General features: G+C 37.8%; 19 protein-coding genes. 1 reads left to right on the top strand and 18 read right to left on the bottom strand.

Going from position 1 to position 20,903, the window contains the following annotated elements; genetic code table 11:
- Positions 1–4 precede the first annotated feature (4 nt).
- From ACN0NP_RS07890 to ACN0NP_RS07835, 12 genes are all read right to left on the bottom strand, one after another.
- Complete coding sequence (locus ACN0NP_RS07890) at positions 5–787, bottom strand: carbon-nitrogen family hydrolase (RefSeq protein WP_423217111.1); 783 nt, start codon at positions 785–787, stop codon at positions 5–7.
- Positions 788–943: 156 nt separating this feature from the next.
- A complete protein-coding gene (locus ACN0NP_RS07885) occupies positions 944–1,924 on the bottom strand; it encodes a hypothetical protein (RefSeq protein ID WP_423217110.1) in 981 nt (326 codons plus the stop codon).
- A 285-nt stretch (positions 1,925–2,209) separates the two neighbouring features.
- Positions 2,210–4,828, bottom strand: coding sequence for an alanine--tRNA ligase (alaS, locus tag ACN0NP_RS07880; RefSeq protein WP_423217109.1), 2,619 nt, complete (start codon positions 4,826–4,828; stop codon positions 2,210–2,212).
- 349 nt (positions 4,829–5,177) lie between these two features.
- On the bottom strand, positions 5,178–6,239 hold the full coding sequence (locus tag ACN0NP_RS07875; protein WP_423217108.1) for a peptidyl-prolyl cis-trans isomerase: 1,062 nt from the start codon (positions 6,237–6,239) through the stop codon (positions 5,178–5,180).
- A gap of 68 nt (positions 6,240–6,307) precedes the next feature.
- Positions 6,308–7,009: an O-methyltransferase gene (locus ACN0NP_RS07870; protein WP_004230901.1), complete on the bottom strand. Its 702-nt coding sequence runs from the start codon at positions 7,007–7,009 to the stop codon at positions 6,308–6,310.
- Between the two features lie 51 nt (positions 7,010–7,060).
- Positions 7,061–7,672 carry an HAD-IA family hydrolase gene (locus tag ACN0NP_RS07865; protein ID WP_423217107.1) on the bottom strand — a complete coding sequence of 204 codons (612 nt, stop codon included), beginning with the start codon at positions 7,670–7,672 and terminating at the stop codon, positions 7,061–7,063.
- A gap of 1 nt (position 7,673) precedes the next feature.
- On the bottom strand, positions 7,674–8,189 hold the full coding sequence (locus ACN0NP_RS07860) for a GNAT family N-acetyltransferase (protein WP_423217106.1): 516 nt from the start codon (positions 8,187–8,189) through the stop codon (positions 7,674–7,676).
- Positions 8,190–8,258: 69 nt separating this feature from the next.
- Positions 8,259–10,061 (bottom strand): oligoendopeptidase F, encoded by a 1,803-nt coding sequence (gene pepF / locus ACN0NP_RS07855; protein WP_423217105.1) that lies wholly within the window; start codon positions 10,059–10,061, stop codon positions 8,259–8,261.
- Positions 10,061–11,023 (bottom strand): competence protein CoiA, encoded by a 963-nt coding sequence (locus ACN0NP_RS07850; RefSeq protein WP_423217104.1) that lies wholly within the window; start codon positions 11,021–11,023, stop codon positions 10,061–10,063. Before ACN0NP_RS07850 ends, pepF begins: the two co-directional genes overlap by 1 nt.
- Positions 11,024–11,072: 49 nt before the next feature.
- Positions 11,073–11,789 carry a pseudouridine synthase gene (locus ACN0NP_RS07845; RefSeq protein WP_074566237.1) on the bottom strand — a complete coding sequence of 239 codons (717 nt, stop codon included), beginning with the start codon at positions 11,787–11,789 and terminating at the stop codon, positions 11,073–11,075.
- Between the two features lie 32 nt (positions 11,790–11,821).
- On the bottom strand, positions 11,822–12,526 hold the full coding sequence (gene nagB, locus ACN0NP_RS07840; RefSeq protein ID WP_423217103.1) for a glucosamine-6-phosphate deaminase: 705 nt from the start codon (positions 12,524–12,526) through the stop codon (positions 11,822–11,824).
- A 134-nt stretch (positions 12,527–12,660) separates the two neighbouring features.
- Entirely contained in the window at positions 12,661–13,167 is a 507-nt protein-coding gene (locus ACN0NP_RS07835) for a VIT1/CCC1 transporter family protein (RefSeq protein ID WP_033152227.1), read from the bottom strand.
- A 159-nt stretch (positions 13,168–13,326) separates the two neighbouring features.
- On the opposite strand from ACN0NP_RS07835, the gene queA reads away from it, so the two are divergent.
- The gene (gene queA, locus ACN0NP_RS07830) at positions 13,327–14,355 is read left to right on the top strand and encodes a tRNA preQ1(34) S-adenosylmethionine ribosyltransferase-isomerase QueA (protein WP_423217102.1); all 1,029 of its coding nucleotides are present in this window, start codon (positions 13,327–13,329) and stop codon (positions 14,353–14,355) included.
- Between the two features lie 47 nt (positions 14,356–14,402).
- Here queA and ACN0NP_RS07825 read toward each other — a convergent pair whose 3' ends face one another.
- The 6 genes from ACN0NP_RS07825 to ACN0NP_RS07800 form a co-directional block, all read right to left on the bottom strand.
- Positions 14,403–15,128 carry a YebC/PmpR family DNA-binding transcriptional regulator gene (locus ACN0NP_RS07825; RefSeq protein WP_423217101.1) on the bottom strand — a complete coding sequence of 242 codons (726 nt, stop codon included), beginning with the start codon at positions 15,126–15,128 and terminating at the stop codon, positions 14,403–14,405.
- A 105-nt stretch (positions 15,129–15,233) separates the two neighbouring features.
- Positions 15,234–15,845 (bottom strand): superoxide dismutase SodA, encoded by a 612-nt coding sequence (sodA, locus tag ACN0NP_RS07820; RefSeq protein WP_423217100.1) that lies wholly within the window; start codon positions 15,843–15,845, stop codon positions 15,234–15,236.
- Positions 15,846–15,941: 96 nt separating this feature from the next.
- Positions 15,942–16,979, bottom strand: coding sequence for a DNA polymerase III subunit delta (gene holA, locus ACN0NP_RS07815; RefSeq protein WP_423217099.1), 1,038 nt, complete (start codon positions 16,977–16,979; stop codon positions 15,942–15,944).
- A 67-nt stretch (positions 16,980–17,046) separates the two neighbouring features.
- Positions 17,047–19,278, bottom strand: a complete 2,232-nt coding sequence (locus ACN0NP_RS07810) for a DNA internalization-related competence protein ComEC/Rec2 (RefSeq protein WP_423217098.1) — start codon at positions 19,276–19,278, stop codon at positions 17,047–17,049.
- Entirely contained in the window at positions 19,271–19,951 is a 681-nt protein-coding gene (locus ACN0NP_RS07805; protein WP_423217097.1) for a helix-hairpin-helix domain-containing protein, read from the bottom strand. The genes ACN0NP_RS07810 and ACN0NP_RS07805 overlap by 8 nt, the downstream gene beginning before the upstream one ends.
- A 94-nt stretch (positions 19,952–20,045) precedes the next feature.
- On the bottom strand, positions 20,046–20,792 hold the full coding sequence (locus ACN0NP_RS07800; RefSeq protein ID WP_024344274.1) for a lysophospholipid acyltransferase family protein: 747 nt from the start codon (positions 20,790–20,792) through the stop codon (positions 20,046–20,048).
- Positions 20,793–20,903 lie beyond the last annotated feature (111 nt).

Genomic DNA, 20,903 nt, shown 5'->3' with positions numbered 1-20,903 from the left:
CCCCTTAATGATACAACTCTGGCTTTCGGTCAGCAAAAACAGGAATATGCCCACGAACTTTTTCAACCTCTGATAAGTCAATATCTACCGAAAAAACACCTTCTTGATTATCTGGCGCTTGCAAAATAACATTTCCTAGCGGGTCAATAACCAATGAATGCCCAGAAAAATCGTCCAACACTCCTTGACCAACACGGTTGACAGCCACTACAAAAGCTTGATTTTCAACTGCACGCGCACGCAGCAAAATCTCCCACTGTGGCACACGTTTTTTTGGCCACTCAGCTACGACAAATAAAACCTTACCCCCAGTCGCCATCAAGGTTCTCACCCATTCTGGAAATCGAATATCATAGCAAATGGCACTAGCTGCCTTGACACCATCAAGCTCAAAAGTACTTTCACGATGCCCACCCTGCAAAAAACGATCTTCTCCCATCAAGCCAAAAAGATGAACTTTATCATAATCTGCAATCACCTGACCAGCTCGATTAAAAACATAAGTAGTATTAAAAAATTGATTTTTCTTTGCTGTCGCGACCGAACCAGCTACAATATTAACCTGATTTTCTTTGGCAAACTTTCCTAACAAATCTTTCGTTTGCTGACCATCCTTATCAGAAAGCTCAGCCATTTGCTCCAAAGCATAGCCAGTGTTCCACATCTCAGGCAATACAATTACATCAGGTTTATCAAGCATCGCTTTTTCTAACAAAGCAAGAACTTTCCTTGCATTTTTATCTGGCTCCGCTTCGCGAATTGACATCTGAATAAGTGAATTTTTCATCATTTTCTCCATTCTATCTCTAAACTGTGAAAATTTTCTGAAATCTTATTTTCTATTATAGCAGCCTGAACTTTCCCCGTAAAATAGTTATTTTAAATAAAGTCAATAGTTAAAAACTATAACAAAAAGCCCACCGTTTGGTGAGCTTTGCATGCTTTATACTAAAAATTGTTTTTCGGCTTGAACTAAAAGTGACGTTTTATCGCCATATGATGATAAAACATTTTGAAAAGCAGACCTACTTGCTACCACATGCTGTCCATTTTTCAAATAAAGGCAGGATAAATACTCTAAACGTTTTTGACTAATTTTATCCAATTTTTTCAAATTAACTTTAGCAAATAAGTCGCTAGACATCCTTTTATACAATACTACTTCTAAAGTAATCAATAGACTATAGTAGTAATTTTTATTAAAACTATCAATTGGTATCATCCTAGTTAATTTTTGATAACTATTTCTAACTTTTCGTATTTCTCCTTCAATAACACAGGCATAAATCAAATATAGCAAACAAGTATTTATCATATAGCTAGGAACTACTTGACATTCTATAGTATCACAAATTCGTGAAACATCCTCAAAAGTCATTTCATTATAATCTTGTAACAATTGATTGGACATCTTTTGCCATAAAAGAAATAATTCATCTTTCACTAACAATTTATATATTTTAAAACCATCACTGCATAAGCCAAAAAAATTCACTGGAATTACTGTTGCTACAAACAACAATAAACTAGAATAACCAAATATTGTGAAAAAATCAATTTTAAAAAGCAAGGCAAATGAACCAAATAAGCTGATTAAAGGACCTCCAACCAGCAAGCTTAGCACTGCCTTGCCTAGATAATTTGCTATCTTATAACGATAAATACCACCATAGTACATCCAATCATTATTAAACTGAATATGAAAACCATTTTCAAAATTAAACTTGATAAAACCAACAATAAGGTACAATGGCTTTATACCGTTAACATAACCAGCTAAAAAATGACCAAACTCGTGAGTGCCAACCGCCAGCATAATACCGAGATAACCTAGTACAAACGTCTCTCGTGCTGCTGGAAATATTATCATCACCAAAAATAAACCTAAAATTGTTCCACAAGCCGGTGAAAATAGTTTTTTCATTCCTAAATCTCCATTTCCCAAATTCCTGAAAATATACTAATATTCTACCACAAGATTATAAAACTATAACAAAAAGCCCACCGTTTGGTGAGCTTTCATTATTTTCTTTCTTGCAAGGTTTTAATCAGGCTACTGAGTAGGCTTGCTTCTGCAAAGAGAATGACAATAAGTACCCAATTTACTCTTCCTTGAATGCTATTTAAAATAAGTACGCAAGTTAGAATGACTATAGTTGCACTGATTAGGGCAATTGCAAGTTTTAGAAAGATATTTTTTGATGTCATCTTATAGATTTTCTGCTACTGCTGCAAGAAGGTCAGCGATTTTAGCAGCGTCTGAACCACCGGCCATAGCCATGTCTGGTTTACCACCACCACGACCTGATACGATTGGTGCCAAAGCTTTAATCAAGTTACCAGCATGAACATCTTTAGATTTGCTTGCAACAAGGACATTTACTTTTTCGCCGATAGCTGCTGCCAATACAAGAACATCAGAGTAATCTTTTTGTTTCCAGTTATCAGCAAATGTACGAAGAGCTCCAGCGTCAGAAACAGTTACTTGGCTAGCAATAAAGCGAAGACCATTTGATTCTTTAACATCTTTGAAGACGTCACCAGCTTGAGCTGCTGCTGCTTTTTCCTTCAACTCAGCATTTTCTTTTTGCAATTTGTGCAATTGTTCTTGCAAGCTTACAACTTTCTTAGTAACTTCTTTAAGTTGAGGTACTTTAAGAGTTTCAGCGATTGCTTTAAGGTCTTCTTCTTCTTGACGGTATGCTTCAAAGGCTTCTTTACCAGTTACAGCAAGGATACGACGAGTTCCTGAACCGATACCTTCTTCTTTAACAATCTTGAAGATTCCGATTTCAGCTGTATTTGAAACGTGTGTACCACCACAAAGTTCGATTGAATAGTCACCGATTGTTACAACACGTACGTTTTTACCATATTTTTCACCGAACAATGCCATAGCACCCATTGATTTAGCTGTATCAATATCAGTTTCAACAGTAACAACTGGGATAGCATTCCAGATTTGTTGGTTAACTTCTTCTTCGATTTGACGCAATTCATCAGCAGTTACAGCTTCAAAGTGAGTGAAGTCAAAACGCAAGAAGCCTTCTTCGTTAAGAGAACCAGCTTGAGTAGCGTGTTCACCGATAACGTTGTGAAGTGCAGCGTGAAGCAAGTGAGTAGCTGTGTGGTTTTTAATAACACTGTGACGACGTTTGCTATCAATTTCAAGTGTATATGTTGTACCAACAGACAAGCTTGCAAGAACTTCAACTGTGTGAAGTGCTTGACCGTTTGGTGCTTTTTGAACATCAGTCACACGAGCAACGATGTCACCTTTATCGTTTTTGATAACACCGTGGTCAGCCACTTGTCCACCCATTTCAGCGTAGAATGGTGTTTTAGCAAAGACAAGCAATGCTTGACCTTCTGAAACAGCTTCAGTACGTTCGTTATCAGCAATGATTACTGACAATGTAGAGTCAAGAACTTCTTCTTCGTAGCTAAAGACTGATTCTTCAGTGATGTTTGACAATGTTTCATTTTGCATCCCCATTGAACCACCTTTAACAACGCTTGCGCGAGCGCGTTCTTGTTGTTCTTTCATGGCAGCTTCAAAGCCAGCGTGGTCAATCTTGAATCCTTTATCTTCAGCCAATTCTTCAGTCAATTCAACTGGGAATCCGTATGTATCATACAATTTGAAGATATCTTTACCTTCAACAGTGTCTTTACCTGCAGCTTTCAAATCAGCCAACAATTGGTCAAGCATGTTTGAACCAGCATCAATTGTACGTGCAAAAGTTTCTTCTTCACGTTTGACAATTTTTTCGATAAATTCACGTTTTTCAAGTACTTCTGGGTAGTATGATTCCATAATTTTACCAACAGTTGGAACCAATTTGTACAAGAATGTTTCATTGATACCAAGGCGACGACCATGCATAACAGCACGGCGAAGCAAACGACGAAGAACGTATCCGCGACCTTCGTTACCTGGAAGAGCACCATCACCGATTGCAAATGAAAGTGAACGGATGTGGTCAGCGATGACTTTAAAGCTCATGTTGTCGCCATCTGGATCATAAGTTTTACCAGATAATTTTTCGATTTCACGAATGATTGGCATGAAGAGGTCAGTTTCAAAGTTTGTTTTAGCCCCTTGCATAACAGCAACCAAACGTTCCAAACCAGCACCAGTATCAATGTTTTTGTGTGGAAGTTCTTTGTATTCTGAACGTGGAACAGCTGGGTCAGCGTTAAATTGTGACAATACGATGTTCCAAATTTCGATATAACGATCGTTTTCGATATCTTCAGCAAGAAGTTTAATACCAACGTGATCTGGGTCGAATTCTTCACCTCGGTCAAAGAAGATTTCAGTATCTGGTCCCGAAGGTCCAGCACCAATTTCCCAGAAGTTATCTTCGATTGGAATCAAGTGACTTGGTTCAACACCAAGTGAAATCCAACGGTTGTAAGTATCTTTATCATCTGGGTAGTAAGTCATGTAAAGTTTGTCTTTAGGGAAATCAAACCATTCTGGACTTGTCAAAAGTTCAAATCCCCAAGTGATAGCTTCATCACGGAAGTAATCACCAACTGAGAAGTTACCCAACATTTCAAACATTGTGTGGTGACGTGCAGTCTTACCAACGTTTTCAATATCGTTTGTACGAATAGCTTTTTGAGCATTTGTAATACGTGGATTTTCAGGAACTACTGAACCATCGAAATATTTTTTAAGTGTGGCAACACCTGAGTTAATCCAAAGAAGAGTTGGGTCGTTTACAGGAACCAAGTTTGCTGAAGGCTCAACAGAGTGACCTTTTGATTTCCAAAAGTCTAACCACATTTGGCGGACTTGCGCACTAGTTAATTGTTTCATTACATCTTTCCTTTTCTTGTTACTAAGCGATAATCGCTTGCCATAGATTGACATCATTTTTACTACTGCAATTTAACAAAAAACGACAAGTTCATCTCATAGAGGGTGACGTTAGCCACGGTACCACCTCTTTTCAATGAACCTGTCATTCTTCATTTATCTGTTAAATTGTTTTTCTTAAATCAACGTTTATAAACCACGTTACAAACTTACAATCAGAAATCATGAGTAGCACATTTTTAACTTCATCCATGGCTCGCAGCAACCGCCACTTTTCTGAATCTGAATTTTTAAAAACGATTCTCAATCTTTTTAATTGTACTGTATTTTAAGCTTCTGGTCAAGTAGCTTATTCAGCTGAATCTGTAGATGATTCAGTTGTTGATGATTCTTCTGTTGAACTTGATGAGCTTGCTTCAGAAGAAGTTGATGAAGCTTTTGATGATGAAGCTGAAGAACTTGATGATGAGCTTGTTGCATATTGTGAAAGAATGCTTGCAAAGCTGTTATCTTTAATCTTCACGTTAGCTTTATCAAGAGCTTTAGCAATAACTTGATTTTGGAAGTTTGTGTCGTTTTGATATTTAGCCATGATAGCTTTCTTCAAACGTTTTTTGTATGTCTTCCAATCAGAGTTTTTATCTGTTTTCTTAGTTGTCTTAACGATGTAGTAAGTGTATGAATATGTTGAAGAATTCATTACTTTGATAACATCTGAAACTGAACCTTCATCTTGTTTGAATGCAGCATCCATAACATCTGTTGGAAGTTTTGTATCTGCTGAGTCAAATGTGTATTCAGTTTTCTTAGCTGTTGTGTTTTCTTTAGCGATTTTATCAAAATCAGCGCCATCTGCAGTTGCTTGGTCGTGAACTGAGTTAGCTTTGTCTTCGTCGCTCAAAGCAATAACTGTAGCTGTTGTGTCAGGGGTGTAATCTTTGTAAGCTTCTTTGTAGTTTTTAGTTGTCAATTTATCTTTGGCAGCTTCTTTAACAGCATATTCCACTAACATTGAAGTGCGAATTTGTTGTTTGTAAGTATCTGTTGTCAAACCAGCAGCTTGAAGTGCACTTGAGAATGATGAACCATATGATGAAGCAGTTTTGTTGTAAGCTTCAGTCACTTCTTTATCTGAAACTTTGCTTCCATATTGGTCTTCAAATACACGTGCCAAAATCAAATTCAACATTGTTTGTTGTGAAGATGTTGAACTTTTTGCAGCACTGTAAAAGTCTGATACAGTGATTGTGTTACCTTTCATTGTAACTAGAGCTTTTGTTTCAGAGTTGCTGTTTGTAGCAAGGTAAGTAACGCCTGCACCGATAAGAGCTGATGCTACGGCAATAGAAACACCTTTAAAAGCCTTGCTTTGGATCATTTTTGTAAATCCTGATTTTTCTTTGTTGGCCATTGATATTAACTCCTTAATTTGTCTTTAACCCCATTAGTATATCACATTAACTTAAATATTGCTTAATTTTACAGTTCTACGTCTTCTGCATTTTTTCGAAGCATTAGCAAACCATCGCTAAGTGGCAACAAGGTTGCTGTCAAGTTTGGATTGTCTAATGTTGAATCAAAAAGATGTTGAAGACCACGATAAATTGTTCGCTGACCGCGGCGCACTTCTTCGATAGGTTTGACAATGTCTCCACCTTGGAAGACATCATCAAAGACGACGACACCACCAACTTTTAAGCGTTTTAATACTTCTGGCAAGAAAACGATATATTTTGATTTTGCTGAATCCATGAAAACAAAATCGTACTCATCTTCAAGTGTTGACAATGTGTCAACCGCGTCCCCTTCAACCAAAGTAATCTGATTACGTGTATCGTATTTTGCAAAATTTTCTTTCGCAAAAGCAATCATTTCTGGGTTGCGGTCTAGAGTAGTAATTTTAGCTTCTGGTGCATTTTCTGCCATCAATAATGCTGAAAATCCAATTGCTGTACCGATTTCCAAAATATTCTTAGGTTGCATTGTTTGCATTAAAAATCGGAAATAAGCCACAACTTCGTGCTGAATAATTGGAATATTTTCTTGATGCGCAAAAGCTTCTAATTCAGCTAAAAAGCCATCGTTTTGTTTTTGACGTGTTCGCATGTAACGCAAAATTCCCTCTTTAACAACGGGGCGTCGCATATTGTGATTTGCTGTTTTTGAATATGATTTAACCATAACTCTTATTATATAGCAAAATAAAGTCGATGTGAATACTTAGCTTTTCTTTTACGCCTTAAAAAGTGTGGTAAGTTCTGATAGGTTAGCTATCTTCTGATTATTTTTTGAATCTGGCTGACCAAGATTGATTGACTTGACACCTGCATTTTCAGCTGCTTCCACATCAATACGGCGGTCGCCGACATAATAAGTACTTGCTTTGTCTAAACCATATTTTTCCACAAGATAATCAATCGCTTCTGGCTGTGGTTTGCGAGCAAAGCCATTTGCTGAGGTCACTACTTCTGTGAAATATTTTCGAACACCTAGTCTCTCTAAAACATTATTTGCCGTTATACCCTTATGCGTGTAAACAAAATGCTGAATTCCTTTTTCCCACGTTGTCTCAAGCACACAAGCTAAGTTAGGCATAGGCTTAATCATATGGTCACGCGCTTCTTGTTCTTTTTTAAAGAAACTTGATAACTCTTCAAAATTCAACTGCTCCTGTGCTGCCACTTGATACAAGAGAGCTTTTACAGATTCTTTGATAATAAAATCCATCACCCATTCTTCATCAAAAGTTAAGCCATAATGCGCATAAGTAACCTTCAGAGCCTCGCCGATTGCCTCATAAGAATCAACCAAAGTCCCATCAAAGTCCCAAATAAATGTTGTCAAACTATTTCTCCAATCTAATCCAATAACGAGCCAAACGATGCCCATTTTCTAAATCAATCACTTTTTCTAAAATGCCACCAGCTTTTTCAATGGTTTTGCGACTGGCAGTATTGTCCTCTCGTGCTGTGATGAGTACCGAACTGATGCCACGTTTAGCATATTCTTCAAGGGCAAAGTTAAGAAGTTTTGTCATAATACCTTGTCGTCTAAATTTTGGTGAGGTTTGATAGCCGATATGTCCACCAACAGTCGATAGATTTCCTTTTTCAAGTTGCCAACGACAAGCAATTCGCGCAGCAATGCTACCATCTACAAACGCATAATAAGTGGTCACTGTCGAATAATCTGGGTGAGCTGCTTTTCTTTCTTGAACTCTGCTATTTTCCACAAACGCCTTAAAATCAGTAACTTCGCGCGTTGTCTCAGGAGAGACAAAAGGATTATCATCATTTTTAAAAGACGCTAGAAAAGAACGATAAGTTTCTTCATCACAAAAGTCAATTGGTCGAATTTCCATAACAGCACCTCCAAATTTTTTCCATTATAACATAATGAGGTTGGATTTTATCCAACCTCATCAGTCTTTTTATAAATGTAGACCTTTTTCAACCAAAGTTTCTAATTCATTTAGACGTTCTTCAAAAATCTTGAATGCAGCATCCAAATAATCACTGCTTGTCATGTCCACACCAGCTTTTTTAATCACATTTAACGGATAATCAGAATTACCAGCCTTGAGATAGTCAAGATAGCGGTTAATGTCATCTGATGTACCGTGAACTACTTTGTCAGCTAGATAACTTGCTGCCGCAAAACCTGTCGCATATTGATAAACATAGTAATTATAGTAGAAATGCGGAATGCGTGCCCATTCGTATTGAATTTCTGGATTATCTTCTTTGCTGAGTCCGTAGTATTTTTCATTTAAGTCAGCATAAATGCCATTGAGGTATTCACTCGTCAAGACTTCACCATTTTGGTCAGCTTTATGGATAATATCTTCAAATTCAGCGAATTGTGCTTGACGGAAAATAGTCCCTTTGAAACCATCCAAGTAGTGATTCAAAATTGCAAAGCGTGCTTTGTCATCATCAACTTCTTTTAAGAGTGTTTCTGTTAAGATATTTTCATTCGTCGTTGAAGCAATTTCAGCCAAGAAAATACTGTAATCACCGTAAACGTATGGCTGAGTTTCACGCGTAAAAGTCGAATGAAGGCTGTGCCCTGTTTCGTGTACCAAAGTGAAAAGATTATCAAGTGTATCTTGCCAGTTCAATAGCATAAAGGCATTTGTATCATAAGCCCCACCAGAATAAGCTCCTGAACGTTTTCCTTTGTTGACATGAACGTCAATCCAACGTTCTGTGAAAGCTCGATGAACACGTTCTGAATAATCTTTACCAAAGACAGACAAAACCTCTTCTGCTTTTTTTAAAGCTTCCTCGTAAGTGAAACTCATATCCATTTCAGACAAAGGTGTGTGAATATCATACATTTTCAAATCATCAAGTTTAAGAACTTTCTTACGAAGTTCCACATAACGATGAAGCAATGGCAAGTGTGCATTCACGCGTTCAATCAAAGTATCGTAGACAGATTCAGGAATGAAGTTTGCTGAAAGTGCTGCTTCACGCGCTGATTTGAAATGGTGAACACGAGCATCAAAGTTATGAACTTTTACATTTGTTTGAAGTGTTTTGGCATAAGTATGTTGATATTGTTCATACGTAGCATACATAGCCTCGTAAGCCGCTTTTCGAACATCGCGATTTTTTGATTCCAAAAGACTGATGAAGTTACCATGTGTTAGTTGAACTTCATTGCCCTCATCATCCAAAACAACAGGAAAGACAATGTCAGCATTATCTAAAATTTCAAAAGTCTCTCCAGCTGCACCAAAGATTTCGTGAGCACCTGCTAGCAGCTCTTCTTCTTTTTGTGACAAAACGTGTTCTTGACGTTTGAAAAGTTTTTCAAAGAAATGAGCATAAGCTGAAAGCTCTGGTGTTTCAGCCACGAATTTGGCGAAATCATCTTGAGATAATTGCATCAATTCTGGTTCATAAAATGCAAAAACTTCGCTGTATTTGGCATAAAGTGTTGTTGCCTTTGCTTCAAATTCTTGGTATTTAGCAACTGTTGTATCTTGGTCATTTTTCATTGACGCATAGACATAAACTTTTTCCAAGCGGCGTGACAATTCAAGATAACTTTCAGTGATATCGAGCAAAGTCTTACTTGATTCAATCAAGTGCCCTTTAAATTTTTTAGCATCTTCTAAATCTGAATCAAGCTCAGCTAGTGCTTCTTCCCAAGCATCATCTGTTGCAAAGACAGTACTCAAATCCCATTTATACTTTTCATCAATATGACTACGATTATCTGACATCATTTTCTCCTTTTCTGGGCATTATTAACCATTCTACCATAATATGCTGGTGGGTAAAGCGTTTGAATTCGTTTTTGTCCTTGATTTTGATAATAAGTCTCAAAAGTCTTGTAAAATGCTGTCAAATCTTGCTTAATCTGACAAAATCCTTCCTTAAATTCAGGTGGTTTCACTTGCGGATAAAATTCCGACAAAGATTGAGTAAGGAGATTTTTTCCCTTTAGATAAGCCTCTTCTTGACGTTTTAACCAACGAGAATTTCGAGCGATGAGCTGCTTTTGAATGTAAGACGTTATCTTTGAATCTTGAGTGACTTGATATGCAGACAAAGTTTGTCTTTGATAAGGAAGTCGTAAAAATGCCATGACATCAGCCGAAAAAGCACACGACTTTGTCAAATAATGAACCTGCCCATGCAAATCCTCATAAATAAGATAATTAAGCCGTATCTCCGATTTCTTTAAATCTAATTCCCACATGTGAAAGCCCATATTCTGCGAAAAATAAAGGAACTGGCGATGTAACGGCGTTAAATGATGACGAAGCCATAATTTCTCACCTAAAAGCCAGAGGACAGAATAGCCTGCATTTTGATATGAAATCGTTCGTTGTCTAAGTCGTTTTTCGGATAAACGTGAGCACTGCACCTCAAGAGCTAGCTTATCATTCACAAATAAATCTGCCACCTGCCCTAGTTCAGGCAAAATCTTTTCAATAACAACTTCATCTGTTCGAGAAATACTGCGATACAGCTCCGCTTTTAACCCTAGGTGCTCGCTGCTTTCATTTTCACTGTAAAAATCACAATTTTCTAAAGAGACATGAGCAAAATGAGCCCGCATGACCGTACCATTTTTGAGACGAACTGGTGAGTAACAAGCTGGACAGCAAAAATCTTGCTGTTTTGGGACTTCATCTAACGAAAACACTAATTTTCCATTTTCATCAAGCGCAGACAGCATAGTAAACCTCCTATTTTACTATTCGAAAAAAATCCTGAAAAACTTTGGATTAATCCAAATAATTTTTCAGGATTTCTTTTTCATTTATAGTTAGTTCACGATAGTTTCCTGTTGGTAAATCGCCAAGTTCAAATTCACCAAAGGTCATTCGTTTGAGGTAGGTCACCTTGACGCCATAAGCTAAAAACATTTTCTTAACCTGATGAAATTTTCCTTCTGCAATCGTGATATAAGCAGAGCTTTTTTCAGAACTTGATTCGGTAATCTCAAGTTTAGCAGGTTTACAAATCGTTCCATCATTAAAGGTAACCCCATTTTCAAAAAATGCTGGCGCATCATCTGCTAAGCGTCCATTAACTTCGACGTAATAAGTCTTTGTGACATGGTATTTTGGATGAAGCATGCGGTAGCCAAGTGGACCGTTATTAGTAATCAGAAGAAAGCCTTCCGTGTCGCGGTCTAATCTTCCAACTGGATAGAGTTTTGGCACTCGGTCGGATTCTGCAATCAAATCAATCACCGTCTGATGTTCCTTATCAGAAACCGCAGAAACAACACCCGCTGGCTTATTTAAAATGAAATATTTTTCTGTAGATAGTGTAACCTGTTTGCCCGAAACAGTTATCTCTTGCAGACTTGGCTCAACATTCAAATTGTCTGCCTCAGCTAGCCTGCCATCCACATAAACTTGACGACTTCTGATGAGCTTTTTGACTTGATTTCGAGAGCCAAATCCCGCTTGTCCTAATAATTTATCTAAACGCATGCTCCTATTTTACCATGTTCTGAAGCAATTTTTTAGTCTAATTCACTCGCTGCAGCCTCATCAACAATTACTACAACATTTGGATGATTTTGAAGAACGCTTGCTGGCAAATCTGCGCTGATTGGACCATTAATCATTTGATTGATAGCGTCAGCTTTATCCTTGCCATAAGCCATTAAAACAACCATTTTGGATTGCATGATTGAGTGAATTCCCATTGAAATAGCTTGTTTTGGCACTTCTTCCATGCTGTCAAAGAAACGACTATTTGCTTCAATCGTATCCTGCGTTAAATCAACGATATGTGTTGTCATGTCAAACGGAGTCCCTGGCTCGTTAAATCCAATATGACCATTTCGCCCAATTCCTAAAATTTGAAAATCAATCGGATGCTCAGCAATAATTTGGTCATAATGCTTAGCTTCTGCTTGCAAGTCTGTAGCTAAACCATTTGGCAAAAAACTTTCCTTGAAAGGTTTATATTGGAAAAGATTTTCCTGCATAAAATGGTGATAACTTTGTGCGTTATCTGCTGCTAAGCCGACATATTCATCAAGATTAATGCTTGTCATTTCTGAAAAATCAAGGCCACTATTTGCTAGCTCATTATAAAATGACAAAGGTGTGCTACCAGTCGCAAGACCAAGTGTCTTAATACCATTTTCCATTTCCGCTTTCAACAGTTCAAAAGCTTTTTTTCCACCTTCAACTTGATTATTAACACGAATTACTTTCATGACACTTCCCCATTCTTACTTTTTGTTTTTTTGGTATATACCACTTATCTAAAACTATTATATGGTATATACCAATTGTTGTCAAGAAAAATGTTCTAAAAAAAGCCTGAGAACAAATCTCAGACTTTGATTTTTTATCTAGTTCCAGCTAACTGCCCTAAAAAGTCACCAACATAATAAGCAAACAGCGCAGCAATTAAGCCAATCAGTAGCGTTCTAAAAATTTCTTTGAATTTGCTTTTCTTTGTTATCAAAGCTTTGACAAATCCAAGTAAGGTTAGCGCTAGCGATACTAAAATACAAGCCATCATGAAAGTGTGAACTTTGAAAATACTAAAGACGTTAATCAAAAGATAAGACAAAAGAGGAATCAAACCAAAAAAGATAAATGAAACAAATGTTGCACCTGCATTTTTTATGGCTTTACCCTTAACCACTGATTCTTCAGTCGTCGAGCTCAGATAATCACCAACAGCCATTGAAAAACCATCAGCTAGTAGATTTGAAAAACCAAGTATAACAATTGGTGTGATACCAAGATTTCCACCGACCGCACCAGCAACAACCGCAAAGGTTGTTACAATACCATCCATACCACCATAGACGATGGATTTTGCGTAATCTCCAAATTTTTCTTTCATCTATTTTTCATCACTTTCCATAAATTTTTAAGCGTTTTCCCTAATTGCTTTCATTATAACATCTCTTTAGAATAGTTACAATTAAAACTCGACCAGATGACGGAAAAGATTTCTCGTGTTATAATGTAAAGTTGAGAATATAATTATTAAGGACATATTATGAATACCAACGATTTTGATTTTAATTTACCAGAGGAGTTAATCGCACAAACTCCTCTTGAAAAACGAGACAGTTCTAAACTTTTGGTTATTGACCGCAATACTCACGAAATGGTCGATGCGCATTTTGACCACATTCTTGATGAGCTAAACCCAGGTGATGCACTTGTCATGAACAATACTCGCGTACTTCCAGCTCGTCTTTATGGTGAAAAACCTGAAACACACGGACACGTTGAACTTCTTCTTTTGAAAAATACTGAAGGGGATAAATGGGAAGTTCTTGCAAAACCAGCAAAGCGTCTTCGTGTCGGAGCTAAAGTTTCTTTCGGTGATGGACGTTTGACTGCTACTGTCATCGAAGAATTGGATCACGGTGGTCGTATTGTTGAGTTTGATTACGACGGCATCTTCCTTGAAGTTTTGGAAAGCCTTGGTGAAATGCCACTTCCACCGTACATTCACGAAAAATTGGATGACCCAGATCGTTACCAAACTGTTTATGCCAAAGAAAATGGCTCTGCTGCTGCCCCAACTGCTGGACTTCACTTCACCAAAGAATTGCTTGAAAAAATTCAAGCAAAAGGTGTAAAACTTGTCTACGTCACTTTGCACGTCGGACTTGGAACATTCCGTCCAGTTTCTGTTGACAATGTTGAAGAACACGAAATGCATTCAGAATTCTATCGTCTGTCTGAAGAAGCTGCCCAAACCCTTCGCGACGTAAAAGCTGCTGGCGGTCGTATCGTTGCTGTCGGAACAACTTCTATCCGTACACTTGAAACAATTGGTTCAAAATTCAACGGCGAAATTAAAGCTGACAGCGGTTGGACAAACATCTTCATCAAACCTGGTTACGAATTCAAAGTAGTTGATGCCTTTTCAACAAACTTCCACTTACCAAAATCAACTCTTGTCATGCTTGTTTCAGCATTTGCAGGACGTGAATTTGTCCTTGAAGCTTACCAACACGCTATCGACGAACGCTATCGTTTCTTTAGTTTCGGCGATGCTATGTTTGTAAAATAATAACTGTAAAAAAAGAACTTCGATTTTTCGAAGTTCTTTTTTTACTCTTAATCTGCCATGTTTGTGTAAACATCTTGGACGTCATCATCATCTTCAAGTTTATCAACGAGAGTTTCCAAAATGTCTGCTTGTTCTGCATCAAGGCTAACGTAGTTTTGTGGAATCATGCTAAGTTGAGCTTGTGCAAATTCAAGATTTTGTGCTTGCAAAGCTTCTTTAACAGCTGGAAATTCTTTTGATTCAGTGAAGATTTCAAAGGCATCATCTGATGTTTTCAAATCTTCTGCCCCGGCATCCAAAATCAACTCAAGCATGCTGTCTTCGTCCAAGTCCAAATTTTCACGGTCAATGACAATGTAACCTTTACGGTCAAACATGTAAGCAACTGAACCAGTTGAACCCATGTTACCACCATTACGTGTGAAAATAGTGTGCATGTTCGCATCTGTACGTTTTTTATTGTCAGTTAGTGTGTGAACGAGAATAGCTACTCCACCAGGTCCATAGCCTTCATAAGTGATTTCATCATAGTTTGTTGTATCGCCAACATCAGTTGCCTTTTTGATAGCACGATTAATGTTGTCTTTTGGCATGTTAGCCGCACGCGCTTTATCCAAAACCATGCGAAGGCTAGCGTTCATTGATGGATCGCCACCACCAGCTTTAGCAGCTACAAAAATTTCACGTGACAATTTATTGAAAATTGCTCCGCGTTTAGCATCTGCTTCACCTTTTTTGTTTTTAATTTTGCTCCATTTATTATGTCCTGACATGCAAAATTCCTCCCTATTCCTTGCTATTATATCATATTTGCGACATAAAAAGAGGATAGAGCTGTGCCTATCCTCGTAGATTAGAGAGTGCTATAATAATGATACTTAATCAGCAACTGCTGCTTGATACAATTCAGCAACTTTTGTCCAGTTAATAATGTCAAAGAAAGCTTTGATATAATCTGGACGAACGTTGCGGTATTTGAGATAGTAAGCATGTTCCCAAACATCAAGAGCAAGAATTGGTTTCTTACCTTCTGAGATTGGGTTATCTTGGTTAGCTGTTGAAGTCACTTCAAGTTTGCCTTCTTTGTTAACCACAAGCCAAGCCCAACCTGAACCAAAACGTGTTGTTGCAGCTTTTGTAAACTCAGCTTTAAAATTATCAAATGAACCAAATGTAGCCTCAATCGCGGCTAGGACATCTGCTGTTGGTTCTTGTTTTTCTGGAGATAAGAATTCCCAGAAAAGTGAGTGGTTGAGAGCACCTCCACCGTTGTTAATCACTGCTTGACGAATATCGGCTGGAATCTTGTCAACATCTGCCAAGATAACTTCCAAATCATCTCCAAGTTCAGGATGCTTTTCAAGAGCCGCATTAGCGTTTGCTACGTAAGTTGCGTGATGTTTATCATGGTGTAATGTCATTGTTTCTGCATCGATATATGGTTCAAGAGCATCGTATGCGTATGGTAGTTCTGGTAAAATAATAGCCATGCTAGTTACCTTCTTTCTCTTTGTTATTTGTTATCATCATTCTATAGAAAAATGGCAAAGCTAGCAAATTATTTGACCGTTATTTTTTTAATTCCTTTAGCGATGCTCGTGAGCGATTTTTAAAATAGCCACATCAAAGAGATAATCTTTATCGTAAGTTCCAGTTTTTATAGCATAGTCCGTCTCAATCAAAATAGCAATAGCATTTTTCAAGAAAGTCATAGAAAGAGTCCGCGAATCACGCACAGCGAACTTAACTTGATAAGGATTGACACGGCGTCCAAGATAATCAGACAGGCTAACAACCATCTGCTGTTCTGTTTTTCCTTGGCTGGCTAAAATGCTGACTTGTAAAAATGTGCGGAATTGACCAAGCATAATGGCAATGAGCTTGATTTCATCTTCACCTTGAAGACGTAAATCGCGAATCAGCTCACGCGCCTCATCGATTTTGCCACTCAAAACAAACTGTGTTAAATCAAAAATATTATCTTGAAGTGTTTTTGGAATGGCTTGATTGATGTCTTCTGCTGTGATGTGTCCGTCTTTTTTATAAGATTTCAAAAAGGCAATGTTTTTCAAAATCTCGCTGAAATCATAATTTGATTTTAAAAGCAAAGCCTCAAAAACACCTGAATCAAAGGTAAGATTTTCTTTGTGTGCTAATTTTTGGAAATATGTTTTTAGCTCTGCTTCTTTTAATTCACTCGCTTCAAAAATCTTGGCATCTCGCTTAAGAATTTTGACCAAACGACGTTTACCATCTAATTTACCTGGTGCAAAAATAATCAAACGTGTCGTGTCCAAAGGATTTTCAAGATATGCCTCAAAACGTTTAAGCGCCTTTTCATCCAAATAAGACTTCTTAGCTGTCGTGATGTCGAGTAGATTATCAAAAATAACTACCTTTTGGTCAGCAAAAAACGGCAGACTTTCAAGGTCCATTTCCGCATCCTGATAATCAACCTCAGCCATATCAAAGTAAGAATAAGTCAAATCATCCTTATCATAGCCAACACGCTCCACCATGCGTTCTTTCAGCTGAGAAAATTGTCCCAAATCCTCACCCGTCACCACCGTAATCAAGCTAAGATTTTCTTTTCGTAATTTATCAATTTCTTCGATTGCAATCATAGGAATATTATACCAAAACTGCTTTCTTTTTAACACAATCACCAAAGAAAGTTTGCAAAAAACAAGCTCACCTCACCGTCTCAATTTTCCAGTGGTTTAAGCCTCGAAAGCGGATGGCGCCTTGTTCGTCTGTGCGGTAAATGGTCATGTTTTGTGCTCGGAAGCGTTCAAGCGTTTCTTGGTGAGGATGTTTGTAGCGGTTATTTTGTCCAGCAGAAATCAAAGCAATTTGCGGTGAAATATGAGCTAGAAATGCCGAGCTTGATGACCCTTTTGAACCATGGTGTCCTGCTTTTAAAACATCAACTGGCAGATTAGGATAAGCCGCCATCACCTCACGCTCACCTTCTTCTTCCAAATCTCCTGTAAACAGAAAATTTTTACCAAGAAGCTTGCCATACAACACCACCGAATCATTATTAGAACCATCGCCAACTCTAATAGGATACAGCACCTGCAAGCTACTTCCCATAATCGGCAGACTATCTCCAGCAGAAACTGTGCGAACCTTGGTTTTCATGGCTTGTAATTTTGCCACAAAATCTGGCTTTGTCAAACTTCCTTGACTAACCAAAACTTCACCAATTTTCACCTGCTTTGCTACTTCCAGCATATCTCCCATGTGGTCAGTATCCGTGTGCGTCAGAACTAACTGGTCAATTTTTCCAACGCCACGGCTATTGAGATAAGGAATCAAGGTTCGATCTGCATTGCTGTCAGACAAACGCTCCTGCCAGCCTTCTTTTTGGCTAAAACTTACTTTTCCTCCGACATCAATTAACAGCGTATGCCCTTTAACATCACGCACAAAAATACTATCTCCCTGCCCAATGTCAACCACCGTCACTTCGTTTTCCAGCGGATGCTTGATTTGGAAAAATAGCAGAGCTACTAAGCTGACAAGAAAAATCACAACTTTCCTTTTCTGCCTGTAATCATAAAGAACACCCAAGCTAAATAATAGGAATACCAAAATACCAATACTTTGTTTGCCAAAAACAATCGGACCACCAAGGAAATTCATAGTCAGCTTTATCACATCTTCTAAAACGATAAAAAAGCTATTAAAAATTGATAATCTCACGAGTGGCGAAATCAAGAAAACCACTGACAGAACTGGCAACATAAGCGTATCAAATGCTAATGAAAAAATAGCTGTCAAAAGAATGGACATCGGTTGAAAAACTGAAAAAAAGTAAATCAAAATTGGTAAGCTACCTAATGAAATTGCCAAACATTCTACAATTTCCTTCTGATAACTTTCAAGTTCCTCAAAATCAATAAAACTTAGAATAAAGGCATAAGTAAATGACAAAATGCCTCCCGTTGTCAGCAGGAAATTAGGCATAATGCAGAAAAGAATCATCATGGTCAAAGCAAAATTATCAAGTCGCTTAACGCCAATATTGCCTAAACCTGACTGAATGAGACTTCGGACAACAGACACTGAAAATCCTGTCAAACCAGCATAGACAAGCGAAAAAGGGATTTGAAGAATGTCAACATAATCACGCCTTAAGCCTAGTCGCAAAAAGAAATAGCGAAAAACACCGACAAAAAAGCCAACCTGCATACCGGAAAGAGCAAAGAGATGAATAATTCCTAAACTCGTGTAAATATCGCTCATCTCATCAAAAGATTTATCCAGATAACCAAACAAAAGCCCCGTCATATAATGCTGCATGGGTGCTGGAAAGTTTTGCTGGATGCTAACAATTGCTTTTCGTCGCAAATCATGCAGTCGCTCAACCAAAGTCAAAGAAGTTTGACGTCTCATCCCAACAATTGAAGAAAGATTCCCAATGCGATAAATACCTTCATGTTTCAAGTAAGTCCGATAGTCAAATCCACCAAAATTACGCTGAGGCGTTGCTTTCTCCAAGTCAATCTCACCAGACAAGACAAGCGTTTGATTAAGACTTTTAAAAAATTGCTGCTCCTTTTCTGACTTCAAAGTATAAAAGACCTGATAAGTCTGTCCAGCCTCCTTTCCTCGAAAAGACAGCAAGTCACCATTGACCGAAATCGTGTCTGGAATCATCTGGATTTTTGATAAATGAGCTGGCGCTACTTTGTCAGCTTGCTCTGCTTGCTGATTTTTAAGACTAAAAAAACTGGCAAAGCACATCAGCACTATCAAGGTTTGACACAATTTTTTAGAACCGTAGTTTTTCCATAAGCAGACGAGGGCCAATAAAAGGAGGACTATGCACCAAAGGACCTTCAATAAGCAAAAATAATAAACGAGAGTGAGCAAAAAAGCCAATTGAATTGGCTTAATGGGAAAATGTTTAATCAACTGTCACCTCAGCTTTTAGTTTTTCTAAGGTCTTCTCACCAATACCTGACACATTTTTCAAATCATCAACTGACGAAAATCCACCGTTGTTATCACGATAATCGATAATGTCTTGAGCACGTTTGGCACCGATGCCAGAAATCGTCTGAAGTTCTTCTAAAGTCGCAGTATTAAGATTGATTTGTGCTGAGTCTGCATCTTGCTGCGCTCCACTTGCTGCTGTATTTTTAGTTTGAGACAGGGTACTTGCTGGTGTGACCTCTTCACCAACTCTTGCCACGTAAATCACTGCTTCGTCCGCTACTTTTTCAGCTAAATTAACAGATTTCTTATCCGCATCATCTGTAAATCCGCCAGCTAATTTAACCACATCTGTCACACGACTACCTGATGTCAATTCATAAACGCCTTCTTTTCTGACGGCACCTTTAATATCAACGAAAATCTTATCTGATTCCGACTTTGAAGCAGATGCTACTGTTTTTGGCTGAGATGTTTCTGCCCTACTTGTTGAAAAGCTAGTGCTCAATGCTGGTAAATCATTTTGCACTTCAGCTTTGTGACTTTCCATACTAGACCAAGCCAAAAACATCACTAGCATAACAAGAACTGTCCCCAAAACTGATGCCACAGTTTTATGCTCTAAAATTTTTTCTTTCATCTCTTCAATCATCTCACTACCTCACTTTTTGGCACTAAAAAAGACTCATGTGAGCCTTTACTTATTTATTCGAAAAAGCCCAGCAAAATCGCTGAGCTTTTATAAATTATTTCATTTTACGATGTTTATCTGGATCCCAAACAAAACTTGCAATGTAACTAAAGAGAAGTGTCAAAAGCACAACAACAATAGCAACTAGCCCAAGTGGGATACGATAAATATAAGTTAGTGGATTTGGTTTTTTATTGATGTGGAAAGTTGCATTTTCAGCATCCAAACGGTCAAATTCAGTTTGAATGCGGTTAGCTACTTCTTCGATACCTTCATCGTTCATGCGTTTGATATCAGAAATATCGATTGGATTACCGAAGTTCATATCCACACGTTCACCAGTCAAAAGACCTTTTAATTGCATTGGTCCTGCGTAAACAACAGGCATGATTTTAACCTTAGCCATTTTAGCAATAACAGCTACGCCACCTTTAACGTCTGTAGAATGGCGGCTACCACTTGGAAACATGACAAGTGAGCGATTGCTTTTTCGTAACATATTGATAGGGTATTTAATGGCTTTTTGACCAGGATTTTCACGGTCGATTGGGAAGGCACCACACATGCGAATCCACCAACCAAAAATACGATTTTCAAACAATTCTTTTTTAGCCATAAAAATAAATTGTTTTGGTCGCGCAGCAAATGCCATGTAAACGGGATCCCACCATGTACGGTGAGGGGCAACCAAAATATAATTTTCATCTTTACTCAAGATTTTGTCTTCATTGTGATAGTGAGCATTACCGTTGATAATCCAAAGTAGGAAAACCACTAGCCCGCGTAAATAAGTATAAAACACAGATTTACTCCTTTTTTTCAATCATTCCATAACATTGTACCATTCTTAAGCGGTTTTAGAAAGTAAAAATTAGCTGGCTCGCTAGTGAGAACAAGCAAAATCTGCTATAAT

The sequence above is a fragment of the Streptococcus equinus genome, from assembly GCF_049393805.1.
In the GTDB taxonomy this organism is placed as follows: Bacteria; Bacillota; Bacilli; order Lactobacillales; family Streptococcaceae; genus Streptococcus; species Streptococcus equinus.
This window is presented reverse-complemented; position numbering and strand designations above follow the sequence as displayed.

Bases quoted from the DNA above. Each gene is read 5' to 3' on its own strand.
- pepF (WP_423217105.1), bottom strand. From the start codon at position 10,061: ATGTCAGATAATCGTAGTCATATTGATGAAAAGTATAAATGGGATTTG.
- ACN0NP_RS07890 (WP_423217111.1), bottom strand. From the start codon at position 787: ATGAAAAATTCACTTATTCAGATGTCAATTCGCGAAGCGGAGCCAGAT.
- holA (WP_423217099.1), bottom strand. From the start codon at position 16,979: ATGATTGCAATCGAAGAAATTGATAAATTACGAAAAGAAAATCTTAGC.
- ACN0NP_RS07825 (WP_423217101.1), bottom strand. From the start codon at position 15,128: ATGTCAGGACATAATAAATGGAGCAAAATTAAAAACAAAAAAGGTGAA.
- nagB (WP_423217103.1), bottom strand. From the start codon at position 12,526: ATGAAAGTAATTCGTGTTAATAATCAAGTTGAAGGTGGAAAAAAAGCT.
- ACN0NP_RS07850 (WP_423217104.1), bottom strand. From the start codon at position 11,023: ATGCTGTCTGCGCTTGATGAAAATGGAAAATTAGTGTTTTCGTTAGAT.
- sodA (WP_423217100.1), bottom strand. From the start codon at position 15,845: ATGGCTATTATTTTACCAGAACTACCATACGCATACGATGCTCTTGAA.
- alaS (WP_423217109.1), bottom strand. From the start codon at position 4,828: ATGAAACAATTAACTAGTGCGCAAGTCCGCCAAATGTGGTTAGACTTT.
- ACN0NP_RS07860 (WP_423217106.1), bottom strand. From the start codon at position 8,189: ATGGAAATTCGACCAATTGACTTTTGTGATGAAGAAACTTATCGTTCT.
- ACN0NP_RS07845 (WP_074566237.1), bottom strand. From the start codon at position 11,789: ATGCGTTTAGATAAATTATTAGGACAAGCGGGATTTGGCTCTCGAAAT.
- ACN0NP_RS07885 (WP_423217110.1), bottom strand. From the start codon at position 1,924: ATGAAAAAACTATTTTCACCGGCTTGTGGAACAATTTTAGGTTTATTT.
- ACN0NP_RS07805 (WP_423217097.1), bottom strand. From the start codon at position 19,951: ATGATTGAAGAGATGAAAGAAAAAATTTTAGAGCATAAAACTGTGGCA.
- ACN0NP_RS07835 (WP_033152227.1), bottom strand. From the start codon at position 13,167: ATGAAAGAAAAATTTGGAGATTACGCAAAATCCATCGTCTATGGTGGT.
- queA (WP_423217102.1), top strand. From the start codon at position 13,327: ATGAATACCAACGATTTTGATTTTAATTTACCAGAGGAGTTAATCGCA.
- ACN0NP_RS07875 (WP_423217108.1), bottom strand. From the start codon at position 6,239: ATGGCCAACAAAGAAAAATCAGGATTTACAAAAATGATCCAAAGCAAG.
- ACN0NP_RS07870 (WP_004230901.1), bottom strand. From the start codon at position 7,009: ATGGTTAAATCATATTCAAAAACAGCAAATCACAATATGCGACGCCCC.